This window comes from Butyrivibrio sp. MC2013 (assembly GCF_000424585.1).
Taxonomy (GTDB): Bacteria; Bacillota; Clostridia; order Lachnospirales; family Lachnospiraceae; genus Butyrivibrio.
This window is the reverse complement of record NZ_AUKE01000007.1, coordinates 178,997-203,954: the sequence shown is the minus strand read 5'-3', so window position 1 is coordinate 203,954 and position 24,958 is coordinate 178,997. Positions and strand designations below refer to the sequence as shown.

Here is a 24,958-nt window from a genome sequence, read left to right as displayed (position 1 = left end):
ATGACGAAGAGGGATGATAGCAAAATGGAGGAAATGTACAATGCTATGTTATAACTTGAGCCTGCAATACAAATCTTTAAAAGAGGTTGAAAATAAAGAGGATGATAAAGATAAGAAGAAAGAATCGCTTGAAGATAAAATGGTAAAGCTGAATGCTGAAATATATTCTCATACTTCTCAAGATGATTTCTTTGCAGTTGTCTATAGTGTGGATGAGGATTCCTTGGATTTTGCGGTGGCTGTATGGCCTGATAGGATTTCAGCTTCGAAGGTTGAAAAGATAATTATTCGAGCTACTGAAAAAGTATATGGTGCTGAAGGAATCATAGTGGCACCAATTGAAGAAATAACTACAAAGAAATACTCGGAAATGCTTGAAGAAGCTGATAACAGGGATTATGTGAGAAGAAGTACGAGAAAGAGTAGAAGTGATCTCGACTTTGATTTCTATGGAAACAGCTATTTCAAGATAAATGAGATAATGACCGCCAATAAAAAGCTAAATAAAAAATCAGCAATAGTTAAAGCGAAAGAAATAATGGCAGATATAACGCTTTATGATGAGTTGGAAAGAATATTCGCGCGGGGAAATTCTAGGAAATTTTATGGTTATCCTGTGCATTATTGCGTTTTATCAGGTAATAGAGATTCTGGCATGGAAATTATTAAGCTGATGGTTCAAATGCTTTATAGTCAAGGACGTATATTGAGTTCGAGAATAAATCTGATAAGTCAGATAAAAGAGGGGTGCTACGATGAAAGTGATCTAAGACATGTTTGCAAGCATGCTGAGGGAGCTGCTGTTGTAATAGATATGCGTGGTTCTGATGGTAACCATGGCAACTATGCTAAAAGCTATGAACGTGTTATAAGGTATTTTGCGGAACTTGTTGAAGAGTATCATACAAAAACACTCTTTTTCTTTTTGGAAGAATGTGAGAATCATGGGTTTTCAAAAGAATTATTGATTAAGACAGAGGATTTCATAGACAGAATAGAACTACATGAAGGTACGGGGCAACGTGAAGAAGCAATGGAGTATCTGCATCATCTTGTGAAAGAAAGTAATTTTTCTGAGCTTGAAGATGATGGTTTGGGAGATTATTTACAATCTGAGAGAAAAACATATAAATGTTACGATGTGCATGTTGCATTTAATAAATGGAGTAAAGATGTTCTTCGAAATAAAGCCTATAGCTCTTACAGAGAGTGTAAATGCATTGCCAAAGCCGGCAAGAAGAAAAGAAAGGACACTGCTTATAAAGAATTACAAAATATGATTGGCCTTTCTGAGGTGAAGGCGTTGGCGGATCAAATTATAGCATCATACAAAATGCAGTCAGTCCGTAGTGGCTATGGCTTGCAAGATGAGGGGATATCCAAACATATGGTATTTACAGGTAACCCAGGAAGTGCCAAAACAACAGTTGCAAGGCTCATAACTGACATATTAACTGATGAGGGAGTACTAAAAACAGGTGCATTAATAGAGTGTGGACGAGCAGATCTTGTTGGTCAATATGTGGGATGGACGGCTAGAGAAGTTAGAGACAAGTTTAAGGAAGCAAGCGGTGGAGTGCTCTTTATTGATGAGGCATATTCTTTAGTGGATGACAGGAAGAGCTTTGGAGCGGAAGCTATCAATACTATCGTTCAGGAAATGGAAAACCATAGAGATGATGTTATTGTGATATTTGCAGGTTATCCGGAAAAAATGTCAGAATTTTTGGATCAGAATGAAGGATTGAGAAGTAGAATAGCTTTTCACGTAAACTTTCCGGATTATAACGGAGATGAACTTGCAAGTATTCTTAAGCTTATGGCTAAAAACAGAGGCTTAAAACTTGATAACAAGGCAATAGAAAAGTGTAAGAGTATATGTGAAAAGGCTTGTACGGAAAAGGAATTTGGTAATGGACGTTTTGTCAGAAATCTATTAGAACAGGCTGTGCTAAAGCAATCTCAGAGACTTTATTCTACATACAAAGGGAAGGAAATACCTAAGGCGAGTGTTGAGAAGTTAGAAGTTTCGGATTTTGATGTTAATCTTTCAGATGCATGCCTCAAGAAAAAGGCTAATACTATAGGGTTCGCTATTTGATAAGTGTTAAAAATTACAGAAATGGAGATAAATATGAATATCCTTAATATACATGGATATGCCGGAATAGCTGAGAATACGAACTATTCAATTCTACATGAAGCAGGGTATAACGTGATTAGTTTTGCAATAGATTATGATAGTTGTGCAGCCTCAGATGTTGAAGAGTTTCTTTTGGCAGCGGTAAAGGTATATCAAATAGGGTTAATTGTAGCAACCTCATATGGTAGTTATTTTGCAAATATCTTATCAGCGAAATTAGATATCCCATTTATAGCCACTAATCCTTGTGTGTGTCCACTAATAAGCTTGAAAAAGCTGTCCCCAGACTATTGCATGAGGGATGAAAAATATTTTAAGTTTATGAGCCAGGAATACCAGAACAACTGGGAAAATGGAATATTTATTCTTGGGAATAAGGATGAAGTCATAGATCATTCCATTACAAAGAAAGTGATTGGAAAGGCAAAAACATACATGGTCTCTGGAGCACATAAACTCAGTAGAGATTCTTATGAAAAACAATTGCTACTGGAGGTAAAGCGAATTCAGAAGGAAGGATAGCCGGTATTATGCGTGGTGTATTTTGGTTGATTGATGAGGATATACTAGCAGTGTAAACGGCAAGTAGTTTTCCATAAATTGGGGGTGACGGTCCAAGATTCTGTCCGCACCCCCAGAAGACAAAGAAAAGAAGTGCATATAAAAATCTTCAGAATATGATTGGTCTGTCAGAAATCAAGGCTGTTACAGATCAGATAGTGGCAGCGTATAAATTACAGAAAATTCGAGATGGTTATGGATTTAAAGATGAGGCGGTATCAAGACACATGGTCTTTACTGGGAATCCTGGTAGTGCAAAGACGACTGTGGCAAGGCTGATTGCAGACATATTGACAGAAGAAGGAATCCTGAAAACAGGTGCTTTAGTTGAGTGCGGAAGAGCTGATTTAGTTGGCCAGTATGTAGGGTGGACTGCTAGAGAAGTGAGAGACAAGTTCAAGGAGGCTAGCGGTGGAATCCTTTTCATAGATGAAGCATATTCATTAGTCGAAGATCATAAGACCTTTGGGATGGAAGCGATTAATACTATTGCTCAAGAAATGGAAAACCATAGAGGGGACGTAATAGTCATATTTGCAGGTTATCCGGAAAAAATGGCGGAGTTTTTAGATCAAAACGAGGGATTAAGAAGCCGAATTGCCTTTCATCTAAGTTTTCCGGATTATAACGAGGAAGAACTGATGAGCATCCTGCAGCTTATGGCTAAAAATCGAGGAATTAAGATTGATAATAAAGCAAAGGAAAGATGGATTTGTTAGGAACCTATTGGAACAGGCAATGTTAAAGCAGTCTCAGAGACTTGTTGCTACTTATGGAAAGAGAGATATTCCAAAGACTAGTGTTGAAAAGCTCATTGATAGCGACTTTGATGTAAATATTTCAGATGCAGCAACGAAGCGAAAGAGTAATACAATCGGATTTGCTGTATAAATGTTTTTGAAATGATAAGAGAGAGAATGATATGGCTAAGTGTATTTGGGCTGCTATGAATGAATACAACGAAAAGAGTAGTGTTGATGAAGATGACGATGTTTTAGATGAGATTGAAATTGCAGGGCTCGATAGAGATGAGCTGGAGTTCATGGATGAAGATGAACGAAGAGAGGCTCTTGAAGATGCAGGGCTCAATACGGATGATTTTTATGATGAGTTTTGATTCCATTTGACTTAGCAGTTTAAGCAGAACTGTATCAGTATATAATCTCAAAGCCAGGTCGCCCTGGCTTTGAGGTTATCCTTTACTTTCGAATAAGAAATTCAGGAATCATAAGTTGTACAGGAGCTACACTTGATTTGACTTTATCTATGTGTTTCAAGGAAACATCATTTGCTGATTTTGCATGGCCTAATATTTCAAGATTCAAATCGGGAGTTGTAGGCTTAGCTTTCACTGGATTTGATTTTGAATAATCGAATTTAGGAATGTCTTTGGAAACGACAGCTTTGGCTGAAGGGAGTTGTGCTGTAACAGTGGTAGCAGGTTTCATTCCTGTGGCGATTACAGTGACCACTATATCTGATGAAGCATTTTCTTCAGTAACAGTACCCCAAAATATATTAACATTTTCGCCTGCTTGTTCCCTGATATAGGAAATGGCTTTGTTGAGAGCTACAAGGTCTACTTTCCCGCTGGTATTTATAAGGATGTTGGATGCTCCAGTTATTTTTGTATCGAGAAGCGGTGAGCAGATAGCTTTCTCTACAGCATCGGTTATTGTCTCTTCCTCTCCGGCAATTCCAATGCCGAAAAGGCCATATCCCTTGTCTTTTAAGGTGGATCGAAGGTCGTTGAAATCAAGATTGATGGTTCCGTGGTTAAATATTATATTTGTGATTCCTTCAACAGTATACTTTAAGACAGAGTCAGCAAATTTGAAAGCGTCCTCAATATAGAAGGGCTTGTCAGTTATGGTGAGCAATTTGTCGTTAGGAATAACCAGAAGTGTATCAACATTTTGCTCGAGTTTCTTAAGCCCTGTTTGAGCGGCAAAGACTCTTGGGCGGCTTTCAAATTCAAATGGCATGGTTACAACAGCAACTGTTAGTATGTTTAAATCTCTGCAGATCTGTGCGACAACAGGGATTGCACCTGTGCCAGTTCCACCGCCCATACCACATGTGAGAATGACCATGTTAGCATCTTTGACCAGTTCTGTTATTTCTTCCTCGCACTCTTTTGCAGAAGATTCTCCTATTGCAGGGTCACCACCAGCTCCATTACCTTGAGTAAGCTTCTGACCAAGTTGGAGTCTGGTACTGGCAGGACACTTATTCAGTGTCATTGAGTCCGTATTCAATGCTGCGTAAGTAACATACTCAGATTCTTCTTCAATCATTCGTGATACTGCATTGTTACCCCCGCCACCAATTCCTATTACAAGGACTTTAGGCATGTTCTGATTCTTACGTGATTCTTTTATTTCCAACATACTTTGTCACCTCCGATATTTGCACTTGTGCAAATGATTGAATGAGAACTTGCATTTATGCAAGTATTTTATGTTTTACAATATAGCGTTTATGCAAATTTGTGTCAATACAAAATTTGCATTTTTGCAAATAATAGGGTAAGATGATACTCAAGGCGAGGTAAAATATATGCAGATTGGAGAAAGACTAAAGAACAGAAGAAAAGAGCTTGGATTGTCTGTTGAGAGTATCGCAGAACAGCTTGGAGTGTCCTATACGACTCTTTACAGATATGAGGCGTCTAGTATTACAAAGATTCCTGTTGAAACATTTGATAAACTTTGCAAAATTCTTAATACTACTCCTGCGGAGTTGATGGGGAACACTGTTAAGGCAGAGACTTCAGAGAGGGAAGATATCAATAAACTTCCTAATCATTTTGACAATCCACAGGAGGCAATCGAGTTTATTTTGAAAACGCCAACTCTGGCAGCATTTGGAGGATATGATCCAAGCCAGATGGATGAGGCCACAATTGTCGAGTTTGCAAATGAACTTCTTGGTCATCTAAAGGTTATGAGTTACAGATATCAGACAAAGGGGGCTTCGGGGGATGAGAAGAAAGCAGGAGATCGTTGAGTTTGTTACTGGTCTGAAGAATACTTATCATACCAGCGATCCATTCAAACTTGCTGAGATATTTGGAATAAAGGTAATGGAATCAGACAGCGGTGCTAAATGGTTCAAGGCTCATGCTGTTAAATTCAGGGGATATACACCTTATATCGTCATAAATGTGAAATACACAGAGAGTTCAAAGATAGTGCTTTGTGCCCATGAACTGGGACACATCTTTTTACATAACGAGACGGTAAATAACTTTGCAGATGTTGGTGGCAGAATAAATATGGAGGCTGAGTATGAGGCAAATCTGTTCGCACTTGCACTTCTGGAAGATCAGGCCAATCTTAGAATTGCTATGGAAGAAATTGCGCCATATTTGTTGCAGAATATTGTTGAGCAAAGTGTCGAGAAGAAATAGATATAAATATATAATAAGCGCAGAACGAGGAGCGTATCCAAGACAATGGACGCCCCTCGCTTTTTATGATATGTAGGTGACTCTCGCACCTACATGAAGTGGTTCTATTTTACCATAATCGCACTGAAATATTTCTAAACATCAAATTAAATTACTGAAGAACTGTTGTGATAATTGGTAGCTCTTTTCCGTGTCTCTGAGCAAGTAAATTAATGGTATTATCAAACTGTATTCTGAGGCAACCTCACTACACAGGAAGATTTGTGTGAAATAAACGGTGCATTGGAAAGAGTTATTATAGATGCACTGGAGGATATCCCAGAAGAAAAAGGGCTTATCGGGGAGGTGATTAGATTCATTGATGATTTAAAAAGAGAAATGGTTCCGGATTTAAACCATGCAAATAAATATAACAAGGCCACTGTTGGAACGTTCTTTAGTGTCAGGGATCCACAAAATGCAATGCGTTCTTTTGGAACATTTATCTCCAAGATTGATTGGGCTCAGTCAGAGTCTCTTAAAACACTTTTTGAGCCGTTTAGTTACTTGGGTAGGGAGAAACCAATTGATAATCAAATTACGTAAAATTTGTGTCATCTGATGACCCTATACAAATAGGTCCGACAAGGCGATAATACTAACAGAACAAAGATATGGAGCTGCGGGGAGCAGCAGAAAGTTAAGAGGATTTATTGTAAATGTACTACGTAACTATCAACAAGCAATTTAGTAACAAACAGTTTATGCAGTTCTGGGACTAATGATTTTTGGGTTGGTGATTTCATCAACCACGAGTTTAATGACAGGGCTAAACTTTGCTATTAGAATATAAGTAGTACTAGAGAAAACATAAATAGATGGAGAGATGATATGCCTAATAATAGTCTCAGGAGAATACTGGAAATGATAGGTTCACATACGTTTTGTGAAATGATCGGATGTGCAGAATATACAGTGAGTTGTAAGTGGCCGGATAGAGCTTCAGGTATGGATATGGAGGCTACGAAGAAAAACATCTGTGAAATGATAAAGACCAAGGGGCTAAAAGACAGGGCTATTGCGGAGAAGATGGGTGTTACGCCTCAGGCTGTGAATAAATGGAGACATAAGGGAACATTTCTTGTTATCGATAATCTTTATATTTTAAGTGGCATGTTGGGAGTAAGCATTGATGAGCTTATTATTCCCAAGACATGGAAGGAACAGACCTTTTTGATAGAAACAAGGTGTTGATTCGTGAGTAGAGTTTTAGTAATTCCAGATGTGCATTTAAAGCCCTGGATTTTTGATGAGGCTGAAAAAGTTGATAAAAGCAGTTATGAAGATATTGTTGTTCTTGGCGATCTGGTAGATGACTGGGGGAAGGGCAATGATATTGATGCTTATGAAGAGACTTTGAAAAGAGCTGCAGAGTTTGGAAAAGAACATGGTGAGTCTCTTTGGTGCTACGGGAATCACGATGTATCTTATCTCTGGGATGCAATGGAATCGGGATATTCTGTTCAGGCAAGGATGACTGCCATTGAAGGCATTACCAGACTGGAGCGTGTGCTTGAAGATCGTTATAGATTTGTTCATATGATTGATGATGTGCTTTTTAGTCATGCCGGTCTTACGGAGAGTTTTGTTTTCCAAACCTGCGGATATCATATGAAAGAGATTGATGATATTCTTGCAAGGATTAACCGTATGGGTAAGCAGGAACTGTGGAGGGATAATTCGCCGATCTGGGCAAGACCTCAGGCTGATTTTTACAGAATGTTCAGGGACAATCTGTTTTACCATGTTGTGGGCCATACACCGGTAGAAGAACCTCTTGACTTGGGAGGAGTGTTGACTTTGGATCTTTTCTCGACTTACTCAAATGGGGATCCTTTCGGGAATCAGAAACTTTACATCGTTGATACTCTGACGAGGAAATTCGAAGAGGCAAAGTTTCAGAACGGATAGAGGTTAATAGTGGCATCGGAATAAACTGTAGATTTTTGGGATCTGTCCGTGTTGGATGGATCCTTTTTTTAATACAAAAATACGTGGATGTGGTGTAATTGGCAGCATATCGGTCTTCCAAACCGAAGGTGCCGGATCATAACCGGTTATCCACTCTCAGAAGGAGAAAGCAGGCACTTCCTTACTTCTGGATAAACAAATAAATTTAGCAGAAGGCCACAGGCACGGTCTTCTGCGCCATGGGCCGGAAGTCGCACATCCTTCATCCGGCCTTTGCGGGGGAGTGGAACGGAATGACCATACAGGGCTCATATCCCAAGTGATAGCAGGTTCGACTCCTGCCCCCGCGACTTCGTTTTATCAACCACGAGTTAACTGACAACTGTGCAGTGGAGGAATACTATTGTTAGTAGAGAATAGTAATGGAAGAGAAAACAATGCGTTTTGATGAGATGGATGCAAAGATGCGAATTTATGAGCAATCGTTAGATCAGGTATTACTTCCTGACATTTATATGGTTGCAAGGCTTGATGGTCGGGGCTTTACAAAGCTTACAAAAGAAGTTTGCAACTTTGAAGCACCGTTTGATGAAAAATTTAGAGATATGATGGTGAAAACTACAAAGGCGCTCATGGATTGTGGATTCAGAGTTGTGTATGCATACACAGAAAGCGATGAGATATCATTACTGTTTGCTGCTGGCGAGGATGCATTTGGAAGGAAAGTGCGAAAATACAATTCAACCCTGGCTGCTGAAGCCAGTGCAGTGTTTTCGCTGGAACTTGGAATGGCAGCAACTTTTGATTGCAGAATGGTGCCTCTCACCAATGTAGAAAGAGTTGAAGATTACTTCCGATGGAGACAGGAGGATGCTAACAGAAATGCTCTTAATTCGCACTGTTACTGGATGCTTAGAAAAGAAGGGGTGTCAGTTCACAAGGCGACATTAGAGCTGAATGGCAAAGGTGTGAGTTACAAAAATGAACTCCTTTTCAGCAGAGGAATTAATTACGATAAGCTGCCTTTATGGCAGAAACGCGGAGTCGGTATGTGGATGGAAGAGTATGAGAAAGAGGACACTAATCCCTTGTCCGGTGAGACAAAGATGACAACGCGCAAAAGGATACATGTAGATTACGAGCTTTCGATAGGAGATGAATATGGGAAGCTTATTCGAAGCATTATTGAGAAGGAAGGTAAGAAAAGATGAGAAAATTAGCATCAATACAGAAGGTAAAGGCAGTCATGCCTATACCGGATGCGGATAGACTTGAACTAGTACAGGTACTTGGATGGAAGTGTGTCGGTGGAAAAAACGAATTCCATGTAGGGGATATGGTGGTCTATTTCGAGATAGATTCTTTTCTCCCTGTATGTGAGGAGTTCGAGTTTTTAAGAAAGAATTCCTATAAGAACAATGAGTTCATGGGAGAAGGATTCAGGCTTAAGACCATGAAGTTCAGAGGAGAGATATCCCAAGGGCTATGTCTAGGAATAGATAAGCTGTCAAAGCTTCAGGGAATAGCACTGGAGGAAGGAATGGATGTTACAGAGATCCTTGGCGTTCGTGAATGGGAAATGCCTGAGCGTGCAGGATCCGGAGGAACTATGATTGGAGATCGTCCGGGATATATCCCTAAGACGGATGAGACCAGAATACAGTCTGCACCAGAGCTCCTAAATGAGTTCAGGGGACTACCCTATTACATAACTACAAAGATGGATGGATCAAGCCATTCAATAGGTGTAAGGGATGGGGAGATTTCTTTTACCGGACATAACTTCACTTATAAGGATGATGGAAAGTCTGCATTTGTTGAGTACGTAAAGGCGGTAGGTATACCTGAAAAGATGAAAGAGTATGCAGATGAGCATGGACTTAGCACTCTTGTACTTCAGGGAGAATGGTGCGGTGAAGGTATTCAGAAGAACAGGCTTAAGCTAAAGAGGCCGGAGTGGTTTGTATTTACAGCTAAAACGGATGATAAGAGAACTGATCTTACAACGCTAAGGGAAATCTGTGAATACGTTCACTGCCAGATGGTCCCGGTGGAAGAGGAAGGTGATGACCTTCTTGCAAAGTATCCAGATGAAGCAGCTCTTTTAGCCAGGGCTGAAGGTGTTGGATACAATGGGACAATAAGAGAGGGAATAGTAATAAGGCCTGTTACGCCTGTTCACTCTTATACACTTAGCGGACCTTTATCAATGAAAGTGATAAACAACAAGTATCTAATGAAAAATGATGAGTGATCATAGACAGGAGGCAGCATGATATCAACTTTATATGAACCATTCAGACACTAGTCAGAAAATGGATCGGTATATATCCTGTCTGATACTCACTTTGATGATGATGACTGTAAATAATGGATCCCAATTGGATAGATCCTAATGAACAGGTCGATATCCTGAATTCCGTGATCATGAAAATGACACATTTGTCTGCTTGGGAGATGTTGGAAGTCCTGAATATATAAAAAAGCTCAGGGTCAGAAAGAAGATACTGCTTCTTGGAAACCATGACAGAATGGGAGATTACAAGGAAGGCTGCAAGCATTTAAACCTTGCAGCCAATGTATGCGGATATACTCCGGTCAATCTTGGAAAACTGATAAAAGACGGGATTCTATCTGATATCGACAGTATACACAGGATCACGATTGATCATGCCGTAGAGAAGAAGGAAAAGAAGTGGATTAGCAAAGAGACACAGACATGAAGCCAAGAATATTAGAATTCATAAAGAATAACCCGGATACCTGGGAAGAGAAGAGTGATGATTATTCCATATCAAAAAATACTATAAATATGATGGATGCAGCTATTTCTAATCTCAAAGATGGACATGTGTCGGACTGGATTCTCTAAATTGACAGTGGTGTGGTAACAATAGGTAATAGTTGAAATCAGGGCATTCTAGATTTATAATTACATATATATAAACTATTACAATAACTATGTAAAGAATTATATAGGTGTAATTATGATGATTGAGAAAGAATTAGAAAATGCATTTGGTTTATCTTTTGCAATATCTGAGAAGACTGAAAAGAATGGTCTGCCAAGATACCTGACTACGGGCAGAACCATATATACAGCGCAACATGAACAGTTTTCTTTTTTCATAGTAAAGCTTCAATCTGCAATTGACAGCAGAATACTTTATAAAGAAAAGATGCTATACGAAGATAAACTTGGTGTACCGGTCGCATTCTGGTTTGAGACTCTTACAAAGAATAACAGGAATGCATACGTAAAGCATCACATTCCTTTCATAATGCTTCCGACTCAGATTTATTTGCCGTTTTTAGGAATACTTTTCAGTAGGAAGTTTTCAGGGAACCAAGGAAACAGCTTACTAAAGCTAACATCAAATGCTCAGATGATTCTTCTTTATCTGACGTATAATGTAAAAGCTGATTTTACAAAAAAAGAGTTGTCTGAAAGGCTGGGGCTCAATCCTGTTTACGTAACAAGGAGCACAAAAGAACTTGTCTCCAGGGGATTTATCGAAGAGAAAAGAAATGGGCGTAGTGTCGAAGTGGGACGAGTGATCGATTCAAAAGAACTGTTTGAGCTCGCAAGCGCTTCATTTACCAGTCCTGTCAGTGATGTTATCTATGTGAGAAAAACAGAAGATGTTACAAGACTTCCTAAGGCTTCTGATTATGCATTGTCTGAAATCAGTATGATAAACCCACCGGAAATAAGTGTATATGCATGTTTTAAGAAAGATAGGATTGTAGATGGTTTTGAAATCGTTGATGAGCCGGGATGGGAAAATCCTTCTGCGATATGCAAGGTCGAATTGTGGAATTATGATCCGCTGAAGCTTTGCGATAACGGAATAGTGGACAAGTTATCCCTTTATTACTCGTTGAAGGATACAAAAGATCCCAGGGTCCAGGGAGAAATAGAAAATGTTTTGGAGGAGATTAAGTGGCAGTAATAGGCTTGAGTTCATGGGGATCGACAGTTATTTCTGGAGAACCAAGTCCGATGCAGAGCTTGATTTTATCACCGACTATGAAGGTGTACGTGTGCCTGTAGAAACAAAATCAGCTGATAATACGTTGAGGGGGGTCAAAAGATGGCTGAGATAGACAGATTAAAGAAAATAGTTGAAACATTGCGAAGTGAGAATGGTTGCCCCTGGGATCGCGCGCAAACTCATGAGAGTCTTAAGGCTCCGGTTATAGAGGAAGCAGCGGAGCTGGTATGCGGGATAAATATTCTGGAGAAAGCAAAGGATCCGGATAATCTTGAGGAGGAACTGGGGGATCTTTTGCTGCAGATAATGTTTCATGCTGTTATTGCAGAGGAAGAGGGATTATTTACCTTTGATGATGTGGTAAAGCGCATATCTGATAAGATGGTGAGAAGACATCCTCATGTTTTCAGTGGTGTGACGTACGCTTCTGAGGAAGAACTGCACCAGGCTTGGGCTGAGATCAAGAAAGAAGAAAAAGCCGGTAAGGAGTGGCATGAAGATTATCTTCCGGCAGCTTTCAAAGAGGCCACGGAGCTGATAAGGAAGGCGGAAGAGAGAAAGGGGTATATAAGATAAGTTTACTGATATGATATAAATAAGTTTGTGAGGTAAAAAATGGATGAACGTATAAAAAAGCAGCTTGATTTTGCATTAGAAATAGATAAGGAAAAGAATGTTTTTCGTCAGACCAGTCTTTCCGGAGGGGGAAGGAAAGAGAATGATGCAAAGGCTGTTTATGGCAGGCACGAGGGGACCAGGCCTGGCTCTGAGATCCTCTATAACATAGCAGATGAGATCATAAAGAAACACATAAAAAAGGGCAATCTGGCAGATTAGACAAGGGCAAGCTTGTGACTACAAAAGATGTCTTGGGAGGTATTATATGCTTGAAATAGGAACAAAGGCACCATCATTTGAACTTCCGGATCAGAACGGTGTGATGCATTCTCTTGAGGACTACAGAGGTAAAAAGGTTATTCTGTATTTTTATCCAAAGGATAACACATCCGGTTGTACCAAGCAGGCATGTGGATTTTCAGAGCGCTATCCGCAATTTACAGAAAAGGGGGCAGTGGTCCTTGGCGTGAGTAAGGATACAGTGGCTTCTCATAAGAAGTTTGAGGAGAAGTATGGCCTGGCATTCACACTTCTGGCGGATCCTGAACGCAAGGTGATCGAAGCCTATGATGTTTGGAAAGAGAAGAAAAACTATGGCAAGGTATCCATGGGCGTTGTGCGTACTACATATCTCATTGACGAAGATGGAGTGATCATAAGGGCCAATGACAAAGTAAAAGCTGCTGATGACCCTGAAAAAATGCTTGGGGAACTATGAACTATAGAAAACAATTGTTTATCAGCCTCTTTAGTTGACAATATTGGATTGCAACTTATAATTGTTGGTGATTTAAATATTGTAAGACAGCGGGAGGATAGACATGGATACTTTAAGTATTTTGCGTGATCTGGCGATCATTATCATTTCGGCCAAAGTAATGGGCATCGTTGCCAGAAAGTTCAAGGCACCTCAGGTAGCCGGCGAGATCATCGCGGGACTGTTGATAGGACCAACCCTTTTAAATGCAGTTACTACTAATGATTTTCTTTCAGGAATGGCAGAGATCGGCGTGATATTGCTGATGTTCAGTGCAGGCCTTGAGACCAATATTGACAAGCTTAAAAAGTCAGGTATTAAGGCGACCATCATTGCTTGCGCCGGAGTATCGATCCCATTGATTCTGGGAACGATTCTGTATATGTGTTTCTATGGCTTTTCAGGCGCTGGAACAAGCGGATTTATGCAGGCTCTGTTCATAGGCACGATCCTGACTGCGACTTCGGTCAGCATTACTGTTCAGGTTCTTAAGGAGCTTGGAAAGATATCCACCGATGTGGGAACCACTATTTTAAGCGCTGCAATCATTGATGATGTTATCGGTATTGTCGTTCTCACAGCAGTTCTTGGACTAAAGGATCCCAGTTCAAATGTGGGAATGGTATGTGTTAAGACCGTCCTTTTCTTCGCTTTTTCAATTGTAGTTGGACTTATTATTTTTTGGATCATGAAAAAATTAGATGCAAGATGGCCCCATACCAGAAGAATACCGATAATGGGTATGTCTATTGCACTTGTTTTTTCATATGTAGCAGACAGGTACTTTGGTGTTGCGGACATTACAGGAGCTTATGTTGCTGGTATCATACTCAGCTCTCTTGACGATTCTGAGTACATAGACAGGAAAATGGATATCAATTCATATATGATATTTGGGCCTGTGTTTTTTGCCAGCGTAGGACTTCAGACCAATCTTAGAGAAATAGATATGACTATTTTGGCATTCTCTCTGGCATTTGTGCTGGTGGGACTGCTTGGCAAGATCCTGGGCTGCGGAGCTGTAGCAAGACTTCTTGGCTATAACCTGTCAGACAGTGCCAAGATCGGTTTTGGAATGATGACAAGAGGCGAGGTGGCTCTGATAGTAGCTCAGAGAGGCTTGAAAGCCGGTATTATAGACAGCAGATATTTTACTGCTGTAATTCTATTGATCATTATTAGTTCCATACTCACGCCTGTTATTCTCAAAACGCTATACTCTCGTGATGAACTAAAGTAATTAACCCGCTATTAAGGAGATTGATCATATGGGAATCATTGAACTGCTGCTTCTGGGCGTAGGCCTATCTATGGACGCCTTTGCAGTTTCTATCTGTAAGGGAATAGAGACCAAAAAGGCGACCTTTAAGCAGGTCATGCTCTGCGGAGTGTGGTTTGGCTTTTTCCAGGGACTGATGCCGTTTTTAGGATATGTCCTGGGCTCTGGCCTGGCATTTATCATTAATAGAGTTGCCCCCTGGCTGGCCTTTATACTACTGGCCATCATCGGTACCAACATGCTCAGAGAAGCCTTTTCTTCAGATGATGATGATACCAGAGCAGGCTTTGATGTAAAGTCCATGTTTATACTGGCAGTTGCTACTTCGATAGACGCTCTGGCAGTAGGCATCACCTTTGTAGCAGTTCCTGTACAGCTCCTTAATGCACCTGCGCTGATAAATACCATGATCGGATGCCTGATCATTATGGCTACGACCTTTGCTTTTTCTGCAGTTGGAGTCAAGATAGGCAATGCTTTTGGCACCAGATTCAAGTCCGGAGCAGAGGCAGCAGGCGGCTTTGTCCTTATCTTCATAGGCCTCAAGATCCTCTTGGAGCACCTTGGAGTATTGGAATTTATGGAGGGCGGAGATCTTATCTTTGGCCTTTTGATACCTTTTGCGGGGACTGTCCTGGGTTCGGCCTTTGTATTCATTACAGACAGCGAACTAAAGGAATCCTTTAAGCTGATCATGATGGGCATGGCAGGGGGTATCATGATGGCCTGCTCTGTATGGACTCTCCTTTATCCATCAATCCGCCAGGGCAGGATCATCACAGCAGCAGCCGGCTTTATGATCGGAATAGCTTTCCAGTATTTGCTGGATAAGCTGGTTCCCCATACTCACGTTTTTACCAATGCTGAAGAGGGCCCGTCCAGCAGCCTGAAATATCCCTTTAGAGTAATGCTCTCAGAGGTGATCCACCACGTTCCCGAGGGAATGGCTGTGGGTATTATCTTCGCCGGAGCTGTCAATGGAGCAGGAGAAGTGTCTCTTGCCACGGCTTTTGCCCTTACTATCGGCATCGCTGTGCAGAATATCCCCGAGGGAATATTTGTCTCTGGCCCCATTAGAAGCGGCGGCGTGGAAAAGAACAAGTCATTTCTGATAGGCGTAGTATCAGGTGTAGTAGAGCCCCTTCTGGGTATTGCTATGATGATCCTTGTGACATCATTTCCGGGAGTACTTCTTCTTGCCATGTCCCTTACAGCAGGAGCTATAGCCTTCCTGGTGCTGGAAGAAAATATTCCTGCTATGCACACAGGCGAGCACTCGGATAAAGGCACAATCACTTTTATGCTCTTCTTCTGTCTGATGATGGTCATTACATTTTCCACAGCGGCGTGATTTGTCTCTTTTCAACTCTTTCAAAAGGTTATATACTCATACGAGCAAAATAATACGAGAAAAGAGGATGAGAAGATGAAGAAAAACAACAAGAAGACCCTGATAATTGCAGCCGTTGTGCTCGTTGCACTTCTGGCTGCATTTGCATGTGTGTACATGGTATTTGGACCCAAGGCACATAAGGGATCCAAGGAGATCGTGATCGAGGTTACGGGAAGTAACGGAGAAACTACTGATTATGAGCTGGCAACTGATGCTGAATATCTCATAGAAGCCATGGATGAACTGGCAGCAAATGGTTCCGGTTTTACATATTCAGGTTCTGATGGAGATTATGGCATGATGATTGAGATCGTCAATGGCGAGAGAGCTCTCTATGCAGAGGACAATGCCTACTGGGCGCTCTATGTGAATGGTGAGTATGGCCAGTACGGTGCTGACTCTCAGCCTGTAGCTGACGGCGATACATATAGCTGGACCTATGAGTTTGCACAGTAATAGGCCTTCGGACAGGGTTTCTATAAGAGATATTGCCATGATAGGTATCATGGTAGCTGTAATAGAGGTGTCCAAGTTTATCCTTAGCGGTATGCCCAATATAGAGCTTACCAGCTTCTGGCTCATCATGTTCACACTGACCTTTGGCTGGAAGGTGGCGCTGCTGGTCCCTGTACTGATCCTGCTGGAAGGGACATTATACGGGATGCATATCTGGTGGATCATGTATCTCTATGCCTGGCCCCTTCTGGTGCTCATAGCCTGGATATTCAGAAGGAATACTTCTCCTGTATTGTGGGCTATCATATCAGGCACCTTTGGCCTATGCTTCGGAGCCCTGTGCTCCATCCCCTATTTCTTTATAGGACTGAGCTCCGGCGGACTATCAGCTGGATTTAGATCAATGGTCACCTGGTGGATAGCGGGCATACCCTGGGATCTGATCCACTGCGCAGGCAACTTTGTGCTGATGCTGGTACTCTATCATCCCATCAGCAAGGTCATGCGCAGGGTCAGGAACCTGCCGCCGGAAAATTAATGTGTTTGTACTTCTATGTCATTTGCAAGGATGCATTATGACATGTTTAGAAGTACATGGATGTACTTCTATGTCATTTGCAAGGATGCATTGTGACATGTTTAGAAGTACATGGATGTACTTCTATGTCATTTTTACGCCAGTACAGATCTGAACTGGCGTTTTTTCTTTGTTTTTTACACATCTATCATAATTATTTCACCACCGGCCCCTTTTATAATGAGTCAAAATAAGTCGGAGTCTATCCGGCAGGATCAGATCATATCAAGGGGGGTAATCATGAAGGTAAAGAAAATGGTCTCGCTTCTATTGTCATCGGTAGTCCTTTTGACTACGCTGTGCGCACAGCCTGTCAGAGCTGAGGAGGCAGTAGGTATCGAGAAGCAAAGTGTAACAAATGAAGCTTGTGAGGACGGCGTCGCAGATAGCGTCAGCGTCAATGCTCTCTACAATGATGCTATCAATCTTCAGGATATAAGTGCTGCGGAAGCTGATGAAGGGGGAAAGGCCCTTAGTGAAGCTATAGCAGCTTACAAGGCCGGAACAGCATCCCGTCTCACAGCGGAGGAATGGAACAGCGTAGGCAGCAGGGGGGATAACTGCTGGGTTGACTGCAATAATTCTCTGACTCCTGCAGATGTCAAGGCAGCAGCTGTCACTGATGATAGTTATGGAAAAGCACTTAGGATCGAAACATATAAAAAGGGAGAGGGCAATTATCACGGCCAGATATTCTTTAAGCTTACAGGTAAAGTGTGCACGGGAGATAATCTCTTCTATGCTTTTAGGATGAAGGGGCTGTCCAGTGAGAGTGCTGATGAAGCGGTCACCAATATGCGTATCCGTCCCAGTAATGGCGGCGATGCAGCTGTTAACTACCAGCGAAATGATATCAAAGAGCCTATCGATGACGATTGGACACTTGTATGGGGCTATGCTGATGCTCCTGCAAATTCTGCAGATAGCAGCAGCGTTGACAGTAATGGCAACAAGTATGGAGCTTTTGTGCTCCAGGTGGGCATGGCTGCAGAGTCCTTTGAGATAGCAGATCTTCAGATCTATAACCTGTCAAGGACTACCGGTGAAGAGGATGAGCCTGAGCCCGAGCTTGAGAGGCTTTCCTTTGAGGAAGCTATGAAGCTTTATAATAGCGGCAAGGGCACTTTGGTAAACTTCCCTTCGCTTGATAGTGAAGGAGCATATGACGTAGAGCTCCAGGAGCCTTTAGAAGACAATGACAGTGATTTTGTAAGCAGCATTGTAGATGTAAGCGGCCAGTCTTTTGACAAGGCTCTTTATGTGAAAACCACGCGTACAGGTGATCAGGCCTGGGATGCGCAGGTCTTCTTTAACCTGGATCATAATAAGGCTATACAAAAGGGTGATACTCTTTTCTATGGCTGCAGGATCAGGGGCATCAGCTCTGTGACCAACAAGGAAGCTATGTTTGTGGCTGCCAATACACGTATCAGGCCTGACAGAAAGACTTCTGCCAATTTCGACATCACTGCATCAATAAATGCTGATGATGAAAACGCATGGACTTTGGTGTATGGCGCATGTGAAGCTCCTGCCGCGTCTACAGATCTGGATGGCGCCTGGGTATTTCATCTGGGTGGAGCCGTTCAGGAGCTGATGATAGGAGATATTTTTGTAATAGATTTTGGCAAGGATATCTCAGTCAAAGAGATGCCTGTGATGTCCAGATCCTATCTGGGAATGGAAGAGGATGCCCAGTGGAGAAAAGACGCATATCAGCGTATAGAAGAGATCAGAAAGCAGGATCTTTCTGTAGAGGTAACCGATTCCAAGGGCAATCCCATAAAAGATGCAGCTGTTAAGGTAGAGCAGCAAAGGCACGCCTTTGGCTTTGGCACCATTGTAAATGTGGATGAATATAATAAATGGGATAGCGCCAAACAGGAAAAATACAAAGCAGCATTTGAGCAGATAGCCCATAACAGGGTGGGCTTTGAAAATGCCCTTAAGCCCTATTATGTAACGGATCCTGACAGGCAGGTCCTGATAAATGACTGGATGGATTATTTTGAAGACAGGGATCTGGATATCAGAGGACATGTGCTGATCTATGGTGATGATACAAGGCTCCGCAAGGTGGATATGAGCGGTGCTTCCACTGATATGGAGGACAAGGCGCTCTTTACCTCAGGTACTGAGGAGGGAAATGCTGCTCTTAGGGACTGGACCATGGATCACATAGATACCTATGTGGAGAAATATAAGGGCAGGATCTACAACTGGGATGTGGTAAATGAGAACATGACCTCCCATGACTGGGCAGACAGGCTTAGCTCCTATCCGGCGGACAGTCCCTATTACAGCTTTGACTCAGTAGCTGCATGGTTTGACAGAGCAAGGGCCGCAGATCCTGACTGCAAGCTTACCTACAATGATTATGGTATCTTATCAAGGGATAAGGGTCATCAGGATTATCATTATGAGCTTTGCAAATATCTCTCCGAGAATTCGCCTCTTACAACCATAGGCATCCAGGGCCATATAAGTCTGATCTCTCCCATTGAGATCATCAATATCCTGGATAGATTCTCGGGACTGGGCAAGGATATTGAGATCACAGAGTTTACCTATGAAGATGATGATCCGGAATTTCAGGCACGCTTTACCAGAGATTTTATGATCGCGGTGTTTAGTGAAGAGGCTGTGTCATCCATTACCACCTGGGGCTTCTACCAGGGCTGCATGTATCAGCCCAAAGCTGCCATGGTGGACAGCGATTTTAACCTAAAGCCCAACGGCCAGGTATGGCATGACATGATCTACAATGAGTGGTGGACCAATGAAGAAGGTGCGACAGATATAGATGGTATCTACAGCATCCGTGCCTTTAAGGGCACTCAGAAGGTGACTGTGACAGCCTGCGGCGAGGAATATGAGTACGAAGTGGAGCTGGGTGATGAACCGGTAGTGATAAACGTGACTACAGGATCTGATCCCGCTGATCCCGGTGAAGATATTCCGGAAGAGCCTGAGAAAAAAGATAATACTATCTTAGTAGGTAAAAAGGATATTACTATCGTATCTTCATCTGTTAGAACTCAGACTCTGAAGTTAAATGCCAGCTCAGATGCAGCTAATCTGACATATGAATCATCAGATAGTAAAGCTAAGGTAGATGCTAATGGAATAGTTACTATTCCCAGGAATTACTCAGGTAATTTTACTGTTACGATCAGGTCTGAAGAAACTGATGAGTACAAGGCAGCGGAACCTGCGACGGTTACCGTAACTGTGAAGAAACAGACTTCATGCGATAAAGACAGAATAGATAAAAAGATTGAAATAATCGAAAAGAGAGTAGAAATAGTAGTCCGTTCCATCATAAAGATACTCTCCGGTATTCTGAGTCAGAGACTGACAAGGTAAGGAGGATCATATGGGGACAAAGAGAAGGTTAATAGCATTGCTCCTGGCAGCAGTTATGCTCTGCCTGGGAGTAAGTGCTCATGCAGAAACTATAGAAAAATGGGGGGATGGTAATACTATAACCTTGGTGGATCAGCCCAAATACTTTCTGGTAAATAATATGTGGGGCAAAGGGGGCGTCCCGGATTATTCCCAGAGTATATTTGGCGATGGGCCTACTGTCAATAATTTTGGATGGAGATGGAAATGGCCTACAGGGATTAATAATAAAGTAAAATCCTATCCTTCAATTAAAGTAAACAGTGATTCCAATCCAAGCCGTCTGCCTGCAGGTCTTGGACAGGGGCGAAATATCTGGCTGGAATGGGATTACGATCTCACAGGCTTTGACAATGTCAGGACTCCGTCGGGCACCTTTAATTGCGCTTGGGATATTTGGATCAATCCCTCTTTTGGGGAAAAGGTATGGCATGACTATGAGATCATGATATGGACCTATGCTGCAGGAGGCGCAACGCCTCTTGGGACCAGGATAGCATCCGGCGTTTCACTAGGGGGAAGCCAGTGGGATATTTATTCCGGTACGGTATATTCTACTGTGAGAGATGATGCGTGGACATGTATCAGCTTTAAGCGGACTAGTAATACATGCAGTATCAAGCTTAATCTCAAGGACTTTATGCAGTATCTCCTGGATACAGGAAGAGTCAGCGCAGGCGGCTGGATACATTCCATAGAGGCGGGCAGCGAGATTGTAGAAGGAGAAGGGAGGGTCAATACCAGATTGTACAAATGTGATGTACAGCAATAGATGTACGGATCATTATCGGTACTTCAATGTCGTAAAAATAAATGATATATTACATATACATGGTTTTTGCGACATAAATGTCGATTACATATGTGTGGAGAAATTTTGCAGAATTACTTAAGGATCTGCCATGAAGAGATTTTTTTTGAATTGTTCCATCAGGACCAGGATCACATTTCTATATACCATATTTGCCGTGATACTTATCAGTATCATCACCTGCTATGCATATTTCTTTGCAACAGGTCTGCTTAAAAAGCAGGAAACCTTTATTCTTCAGGATTCCTTGGGATATTTAGAGAAAACTATATATGCCAGGATTTCCTCTGTTAATGCCGAATTCATTGGCCTTTTTGATGATGATGCATTTACCAGGCTATATTTCAAGGCTTCTGAAGATATAAGCGATAAGTCTGAGCAGATAAAGCTTGATAATGAGATCAGGACTTATCTGCTGAGTATCAAGCTTAGAAATCATGATACTCTGGACGGGATATATCTGTATACTCCTTCAGGTGATGTATATTCCAGCGAATATCGCATATCCACGGATTATGACAGCTTCAGGTCTACGCCCTACTATCAGGCGGCGATGGATAATAAGAACAGACTCCTGTACATGAATGGCAATTCAGAGGATCTCTACATGGTCAGATCCTTTTATTATCAGACTTCGGGCAGCAATGATGGACCCAAGGCTGTAGTTGGCTATCAGTCGGATCTGGATAAGGACTATAGCGTCATGGTATTTGCTTTTAGAAAAAAGTATCTGACAGATATCATGAGTAAAGAAGCGGAAAAGAGAAATACTAATGTCCTGATATTTGATAATAAGGGTGATATCATTGCCAGATCCGGAGACAGGGAGGGGCTCGCCGGAAGGCAGGAGATCGCGGTCAGTGAGCTTTTGCCTCAGAAGATAAGAGAAGATTTCGAAGGTGAATTTGAAGAGGACAGGCTGCAGATCCATATCAGTAAGATGGATCTCACAGGTTGGAACATCTCATATGTCTATAATATGAATCTGCTATACAGGCAGACCGGTGAGATCCGAAAGGTGGCCATGCTGCTCTTTGGGCTGGCAGTGATCGTGGTATTTATGATCGCATCCTTTGTGTCAGGAACGGTTACCAGGCCTGTCAGGAGCCTGGCTAAAGCTATGGATACTGCTATAGAAAATAATATGGAGGTGGAATTTCATACCAGATACCACGATGAGGTGGCGGAGCTGGGTGATAATTTCGCCACCCTTATGAAGGAGGTCTCGCGCCTCCTTGTTGAAGTTAAAAGGGTAGAAAATCAAAAGCATGCACAGGAGCTTAAAGCTCTTCAGGCCCAGATCAATCCTCACTTTCTCTATAACACTCTGGACATGGTATACTGGCTTGCCAAAATGGAAAACGAGGACAAGATTGCGGATCTCATAGCAGATCTTGCAGACTTCTTCAGGCTCAGCCTGAACAAAGGCGAAGATATCACCAGCGTCCGCAAAGAGCTGGATCATGTGAGTAAATATCTGGATATTCAGAAGGTGCGTTATGATGACAGCTTTGATTATACTATAGAGCTTGAAGAAGGACTTGAAGAGGAGAGGATACCCAAACTGATATTGCAGCCTCTTGCGGAGAACTGTCTTATCCACGGTTTTGAAGGGATTGATAGAAAAGGACATATAGATATCAAGGTGACTTGCAAGGATGATTTTCTTCTATTTGATGTAACAGATAATGGAAGTGGTATGGATTCTTCCATATGCAGGCAGTTAAATGAAGGCGAGTATATCACGGCTGCTAAAGATAATCACGGCTATGCGATCTCTAATGTTAAAGAGCGTATAAAACTTTATTCAAAGGGAATGGGAAGTGTGTTCTACGAATCGCAGGATGGAATGTATACAAAGGCTTCAATCAGATTCCCTTTGCGTTACAGAGAATCTTTGTTGCCTGGTGATATAGATAGCGAAATGCAGTAGCTTTGTCTGTTATTAGTAAAGCTCAGGTAATTTTGGGTGATGTGATTATGTTAAAGATGATAGTAGTGGAAGATGAGACTATCCTGCGAGAAGGTATATGCAGGGTAGGCAAATGGGATGAATGCGGTATAGAAATTGTGGGTGCTGCAGCAAATGGCAAACAGGCCCTGGAAATGATAGAAAAAGAAATGCCGGATATACTACTGTCCGACGTGGTAATGCCTGTCATGGACGGACTTGAGCTTACCAAAGAGGTATATGAGCGTTACCCTGATATACGCGTTATCCTTTTGTCCGGACATGAGGAATTTGATTTTGTCAGGAAGGCAATGGAATATAAGGCTTGCAACTATCTTCTAAAGCCTGTCAAAATAGAAAAACTAATGGAGGTAGTAGCCTCTGTTCGAGATGAGATCATCTCTACAAGACGCCTTAAGAGCAAATTAGAAGAATCTGCTCCTATTATGAGACAGCATTATATCAACCAGCTTATAGGGGGCCTTAGTCAAAAAAAGGAGCAGATAGGACAGCGCTTTGGATCATTGTCCATAGAACTTGAGCTGGAAGATCTCTCAGTCCTTGTCTGCGAGCCTGACAGCTATATGGAAGACAGGATGGAGCTGGAGATGACTCTTATGGCCCTGCAGGAGATCAGTAGTGAGGTGATGGCTTCTGAGCTTCGCACCGAGGTGTCCATTGACATGAAAGACAGGCTGATCATCATTTGTAATAAGCCGTCTGATATGAGCAAAAAGGATTTTGTGGTCTTTCTTCAGGGTAAGGCATTAAGGATCCAAAAGGAGATATTCCTGCGAAACGCTAAGTCTGTAAGCGTAGGTATCAGCAGGCTGATCACAGATGTTTCCAGGATAGCCGTTGCGTATAGGGATGCCGAGAAAGCGCTGAGCTACCGCTTCTTTATGGGCGAAGGTTCAATCATTTTCATAGGAGATGTAGAGAAAAGAGAAAGCGGAAATGCTCTACTATTAAAGGAAAAGGAAGAGCTTCTGACAGGGGCTGTAAGCGTAGGGGATATAGAAGGCACTACCAGGTATCTCACTGCTTATTTTGCAGCCTTGTCCGAATATGCTTCTCAGGGCCGAGAATATATCATGGACAGGCTAAAGGGACTGATATCCATGCTGGATAAGTCTATCGAGGCTGATGCATCAGAGACTGCCGATGCTATCTCTGTGAGAATTGGAGAGATGTCTTCCCTGCTCTCAGGCGGTGATCAGTATATGACTTTGGACAAGCTTCACACTATGATAGAAGAACAGCTTACTGCCATAGCTACGATCATCAATGATGACCGCCTCCTTAGAAATGAAGGAATTATAGAGAAGGCCAAAAAATATATAAGGCAGGACCTTGGAGGTGACGTTTCACTTATCACTGTTGCTGAGAGTGTTTTTGTCAGCCCCAATTATCTTAGTTTTCTATTTAAAGAGAGCGGTGAGAATTTCAAAGACTATGTGGTGCGTGTCAAGATGGAGCGCGCCAGAGAACTGATAGAAGAGGATAAGTGTACCTTAAATCAGGCGGCAGGCCTTCTGGGCTACAAGGATGGACGATATCTGTCAAGAGTATATAAGAAATATTGGGAAGATAAATAATTGATATGAAGTTTCTAAACCTTACTCATAAGTTTTTCACACACTCCTTTGT

The 24,958-nt window shown here is 41.9% G+C and carries 26 protein-coding genes, 2 tRNA genes and 2 pseudogenes; 29 read left to right on the top strand and 1 reads right to left on the bottom strand.

The window, feature by feature from the left end:
• Positions 1-40 precede the first annotated feature (40 nt).
• The 5 genes from G636_RS19385 to G636_RS17445 all read left to right on the top strand — a co-directional run bounded on the left by G636_RS19385 (position 41) and on the right by G636_RS17445 (position 3,821).
• Positions 41-2,101, top strand: coding sequence for an AAA family ATPase (locus G636_RS19385; protein ID WP_051226570.1), 2,061 nt, complete (start codon positions 41-43; stop codon positions 2,099-2,101).
• A gap of 33 nt (positions 2,102-2,134) precedes the next feature.
• Positions 2,135-2,665, top strand: coding sequence for a hypothetical protein (locus G636_RS19380; protein WP_051226568.1), 531 nt, complete (start codon positions 2,135-2,137; stop codon positions 2,663-2,665).
• 155 nt (positions 2,666-2,820) lie between these two features.
• On the top strand, positions 2,821-3,423 hold the full coding sequence (locus G636_RS17450) for an AAA family ATPase (protein WP_051226566.1): 603 nt from the start codon (positions 2,821-2,823) through the stop codon (positions 3,421-3,423).
• 7 nt (positions 3,424-3,430) lie between these two features.
• A complete protein-coding gene (locus G636_RS20470; RefSeq protein ID WP_196803040.1) occupies positions 3,431-3,595 on the top strand; it encodes a hypothetical protein in 165 nt (54 codons plus the stop codon).
• Between the two features lie 31 nt (positions 3,596-3,626).
• Entirely contained in the window at positions 3,627-3,821 is a 195-nt protein-coding gene (locus G636_RS17445) for a hypothetical protein (RefSeq protein WP_035778842.1), read from the top strand.
• An 82-nt stretch (positions 3,822-3,903) separates the two neighbouring features.
• On the opposite strand, the gene ftsZ is transcribed toward G636_RS17445, so the two are convergent.
• Positions 3,904-5,094: a cell division protein FtsZ gene (gene ftsZ / locus G636_RS17440; protein WP_035778840.1), complete on the bottom strand. Its 1,191-nt coding sequence runs from the start codon at positions 5,092-5,094 to the stop codon at positions 3,904-3,906.
• A 169-nt stretch (positions 5,095-5,263) separates the two neighbouring features.
• Here ftsZ and G636_RS19370 point away from each other — a divergent pair, with 169 nt between their 5' ends.
• The 24 genes and pseudogenes from G636_RS19370 (at position 5,264) to G636_RS0105355 (ending at position 24,906) form a co-directional block, all read left to right on the top strand.
• The gene (locus tag G636_RS19370) at positions 5,264-5,713 is read left to right on the top strand and encodes a helix-turn-helix domain-containing protein (RefSeq protein WP_026507221.1); all 450 of its coding nucleotides are present in this window, start codon (positions 5,264-5,266) and stop codon (positions 5,711-5,713) included.
• Complete coding sequence (locus G636_RS17430; protein ID WP_051226561.1) at positions 5,688-6,116, top strand: ImmA/IrrE family metallo-endopeptidase; 429 nt, start codon at positions 5,688-5,690, stop codon at positions 6,114-6,116. Before G636_RS19370 ends, G636_RS17430 begins: the two co-directional genes overlap by 26 nt.
• 282 nt (positions 6,117-6,398) lie before the next feature.
• Complete coding sequence (locus tag G636_RS0105455; protein ID WP_196803039.1) at positions 6,399-6,701, top strand: hypothetical protein; 303 nt, start codon at positions 6,399-6,401, stop codon at positions 6,699-6,701.
• Between the two features lie 285 nt (positions 6,702-6,986).
• Complete coding sequence (locus G636_RS19365; protein ID WP_051226559.1) at positions 6,987-7,349, top strand: helix-turn-helix domain-containing protein; 363 nt, start codon at positions 6,987-6,989, stop codon at positions 7,347-7,349.
• 3 nt (positions 7,350-7,352) lie between these two features.
• On the top strand, positions 7,353-8,066 hold the full coding sequence (locus tag G636_RS0105445; protein WP_026507219.1) for a metallophosphoesterase: 714 nt from the start codon (positions 7,353-7,355) through the stop codon (positions 8,064-8,066).
• Positions 8,067-8,149: 83 nt separating this feature from the next.
• Positions 8,150-8,221, top strand: a tRNA-Gly gene (locus G636_RS0105440).
• A 119-nt stretch (positions 8,222-8,340) separates the two neighbouring features.
• A tRNA-Met gene (locus G636_RS20230) sits at positions 8,341-8,416 on the top strand.
• 72 nt (positions 8,417-8,488) lie between these two features.
• Entirely contained in the window at positions 8,489-9,277 is a 789-nt protein-coding gene (locus G636_RS0105435; RefSeq protein ID WP_242826925.1) for a tRNA(His) guanylyltransferase Thg1 family protein, read from the top strand.
• The gene (locus tag G636_RS0105430; RefSeq protein WP_026507217.1) at positions 9,274-10,320 is read left to right on the top strand and encodes an RNA ligase (ATP); all 1,047 of its coding nucleotides are present in this window, start codon (positions 9,274-9,276) and stop codon (positions 10,318-10,320) included. The genes G636_RS0105435 and G636_RS0105430 overlap by 4 nt, the downstream gene beginning before the upstream one ends.
• Before the next feature lie 178 nt (positions 10,321-10,498).
• Positions 10,499-10,789, top strand: a pseudogene (locus G636_RS0105425) (hypothetical protein); the annotation flags it as partial.
• Positions 10,786-10,938: a hypothetical protein gene (locus G636_RS20225; RefSeq protein ID WP_155832325.1), complete on the top strand. Its 153-nt coding sequence runs from the start codon at positions 10,786-10,788 to the stop codon at positions 10,936-10,938. The pseudogene G636_RS0105425 and the gene G636_RS20225, both read left to right, overlap by 4 nt.
• Before the next feature lie 118 nt (positions 10,939-11,056).
• The gene (locus tag G636_RS0105415; RefSeq protein WP_196803038.1) at positions 11,057-12,019 is read left to right on the top strand and encodes a MarR family transcriptional regulator; all 963 of its coding nucleotides are present in this window, start codon (positions 11,057-11,059) and stop codon (positions 12,017-12,019) included.
• Positions 12,020-12,032: 13 nt separating this feature from the next.
• The gene (locus tag G636_RS20220) at positions 12,033-12,173 is read left to right on the top strand and encodes a hypothetical protein (protein ID WP_196803037.1); all 141 of its coding nucleotides are present in this window, start codon (positions 12,033-12,035) and stop codon (positions 12,171-12,173) included.
• Positions 12,161-12,637: a MazG nucleotide pyrophosphohydrolase domain-containing protein gene (locus tag G636_RS20215; RefSeq protein WP_026507214.1), complete on the top strand. Its 477-nt coding sequence runs from the start codon at positions 12,161-12,163 to the stop codon at positions 12,635-12,637. The genes G636_RS20220 and G636_RS20215 overlap by 13 nt, the downstream gene beginning before the upstream one ends.
• A gap of 39 nt (positions 12,638-12,676) precedes the next feature.
• Positions 12,677-12,790: pseudogene (locus G636_RS21255) on the top strand (HD domain-containing protein); the annotation flags it as partial.
• Between the two features lie 154 nt (positions 12,791-12,944).
• Positions 12,945-13,397, top strand: coding sequence for a thioredoxin-dependent thiol peroxidase (gene bcp, locus G636_RS0105395; RefSeq protein ID WP_026507212.1), 453 nt, complete (start codon positions 12,945-12,947; stop codon positions 13,395-13,397).
• 103 nt (positions 13,398-13,500) lie between these two features.
• Entirely contained in the window at positions 13,501-14,676 is a 1,176-nt protein-coding gene (locus G636_RS0105390; RefSeq protein ID WP_026507211.1) for a cation:proton antiporter, read from the top strand.
• Positions 14,677-14,704: 28 nt separating this feature from the next.
• Complete coding sequence (locus G636_RS19360; protein ID WP_051226557.1) at positions 14,705-16,066, top strand: manganese efflux pump; 1,362 nt, start codon at positions 14,705-14,707, stop codon at positions 16,064-16,066.
• 75 nt (positions 16,067-16,141) lie between these two features.
• Positions 16,142-16,564, top strand: coding sequence for a DUF4430 domain-containing protein (locus G636_RS0105380; RefSeq protein ID WP_026507209.1), 423 nt, complete (start codon positions 16,142-16,144; stop codon positions 16,562-16,564).
• Positions 16,548-17,102: a hypothetical protein gene (locus G636_RS0105375; RefSeq protein ID WP_051226555.1), complete on the top strand. Its 555-nt coding sequence runs from the start codon at positions 16,548-16,550 to the stop codon at positions 17,100-17,102. The genes G636_RS0105380 and G636_RS0105375 overlap by 17 nt, the downstream gene beginning before the upstream one ends.
• A gap of 279 nt (positions 17,103-17,381) precedes the next feature.
• Complete coding sequence (locus G636_RS0105370; RefSeq protein ID WP_026507207.1) at positions 17,382-20,507, top strand: endo-1,4-beta-xylanase; 3,126 nt, start codon at positions 17,382-17,384, stop codon at positions 20,505-20,507.
• Between the two features lie 10 nt (positions 20,508-20,517).
• Complete coding sequence (locus G636_RS0105365) at positions 20,518-21,318, top strand: GH12 family glycosyl hydrolase domain-containing protein (protein ID WP_026507206.1); 801 nt, start codon at positions 20,518-20,520, stop codon at positions 21,316-21,318.
• 130 nt (positions 21,319-21,448) lie between these two features.
• A complete protein-coding gene (locus tag G636_RS0105360) occupies positions 21,449-23,290 on the top strand; it encodes a sensor histidine kinase (protein WP_026507205.1) in 1,842 nt (613 codons plus the stop codon).
• Between the two features lie 47 nt (positions 23,291-23,337).
• Positions 23,338-24,906, top strand: a complete 1,569-nt coding sequence (locus G636_RS0105355) for a response regulator (RefSeq protein WP_026507204.1) — start codon at positions 23,338-23,340, stop codon at positions 24,904-24,906.
• The last annotated feature ends 52 nt before the right edge of the window (positions 24,907-24,958 follow it).

Coding starts and splice junctions, on each gene's coding strand:
- G636_RS19385 (WP_051226570.1), top strand. CDS start 41: ATGCTATGTTATAACTTGAGCCTGCAATACAAATCTTTAAAAGAGGTT.
- G636_RS19380 (WP_051226568.1), top strand. CDS start 2,135: ATGAATATCCTTAATATACATGGATATGCCGGAATAGCTGAGAATACG.
- G636_RS17450 (WP_051226566.1), top strand. CDS start 2,821: ATGATTGGTCTGTCAGAAATCAAGGCTGTTACAGATCAGATAGTGGCA.
- G636_RS17445 (WP_035778842.1), top strand. CDS start 3,627: ATGGCTAAGTGTATTTGGGCTGCTATGAATGAATACAACGAAAAGAGT.
- ftsZ (WP_035778840.1), bottom strand. CDS start 5,094: ATGTTGGAAATAAAAGAATCACGTAAGAATCAGAACATGCCTAAAGTC.
- G636_RS19370 (WP_026507221.1), top strand. CDS start 5,264: ATGCAGATTGGAGAAAGACTAAAGAACAGAAGAAAAGAGCTTGGATTG.
- G636_RS17430 (WP_051226561.1), top strand. CDS start 5,688: ATGAGAAGAAAGCAGGAGATCGTTGAGTTTGTTACTGGTCTGAAGAAT.
- G636_RS19365 (WP_051226559.1), top strand. CDS start 6,987: ATGCCTAATAATAGTCTCAGGAGAATACTGGAAATGATAGGTTCACAT.
- G636_RS0105435 (WP_242826925.1), top strand. CDS start 8,489: ATGGAAGAGAAAACAATGCGTTTTGATGAGATGGATGCAAAGATGCGA.
- G636_RS0105430 (WP_026507217.1), top strand. CDS start 9,274: ATGAGAAAATTAGCATCAATACAGAAGGTAAAGGCAGTCATGCCTATA.
- G636_RS20225 (WP_155832325.1), top strand. CDS start 10,786: ATGAAGCCAAGAATATTAGAATTCATAAAGAATAACCCGGATACCTGG.
- G636_RS0105415 (WP_196803038.1), top strand. CDS start 11,057: ATGATTGAGAAAGAATTAGAAAATGCATTTGGTTTATCTTTTGCAATA.
- G636_RS20220 (WP_196803037.1), top strand. CDS start 12,033: ATGGGGATCGACAGTTATTTCTGGAGAACCAAGTCCGATGCAGAGCTT.
- G636_RS20215 (WP_026507214.1), top strand. CDS start 12,161: ATGGCTGAGATAGACAGATTAAAGAAAATAGTTGAAACATTGCGAAGT.
- bcp (WP_026507212.1), top strand. CDS start 12,945: ATGCTTGAAATAGGAACAAAGGCACCATCATTTGAACTTCCGGATCAG.
- G636_RS0105390 (WP_026507211.1), top strand. CDS start 13,501: ATGGATACTTTAAGTATTTTGCGTGATCTGGCGATCATTATCATTTCG.
- G636_RS19360 (WP_051226557.1), top strand. CDS start 14,705: ATGGGAATCATTGAACTGCTGCTTCTGGGCGTAGGCCTATCTATGGAC.
- G636_RS0105380 (WP_026507209.1), top strand. CDS start 16,142: ATGAAGAAAAACAACAAGAAGACCCTGATAATTGCAGCCGTTGTGCTC.
- G636_RS0105375 (WP_051226555.1), top strand. CDS start 16,548: ATGAGTTTGCACAGTAATAGGCCTTCGGACAGGGTTTCTATAAGAGAT.
- G636_RS0105370 (WP_026507207.1), top strand. CDS start 17,382: ATGAAGGTAAAGAAAATGGTCTCGCTTCTATTGTCATCGGTAGTCCTT.
- G636_RS0105365 (WP_026507206.1), top strand. CDS start 20,518: ATGGGGACAAAGAGAAGGTTAATAGCATTGCTCCTGGCAGCAGTTATG.
- G636_RS0105360 (WP_026507205.1), top strand. CDS start 21,449: ATGAAGAGATTTTTTTTGAATTGTTCCATCAGGACCAGGATCACATTT.
- G636_RS0105355 (WP_026507204.1), top strand. CDS start 23,338: ATGTTAAAGATGATAGTAGTGGAAGATGAGACTATCCTGCGAGAAGGT.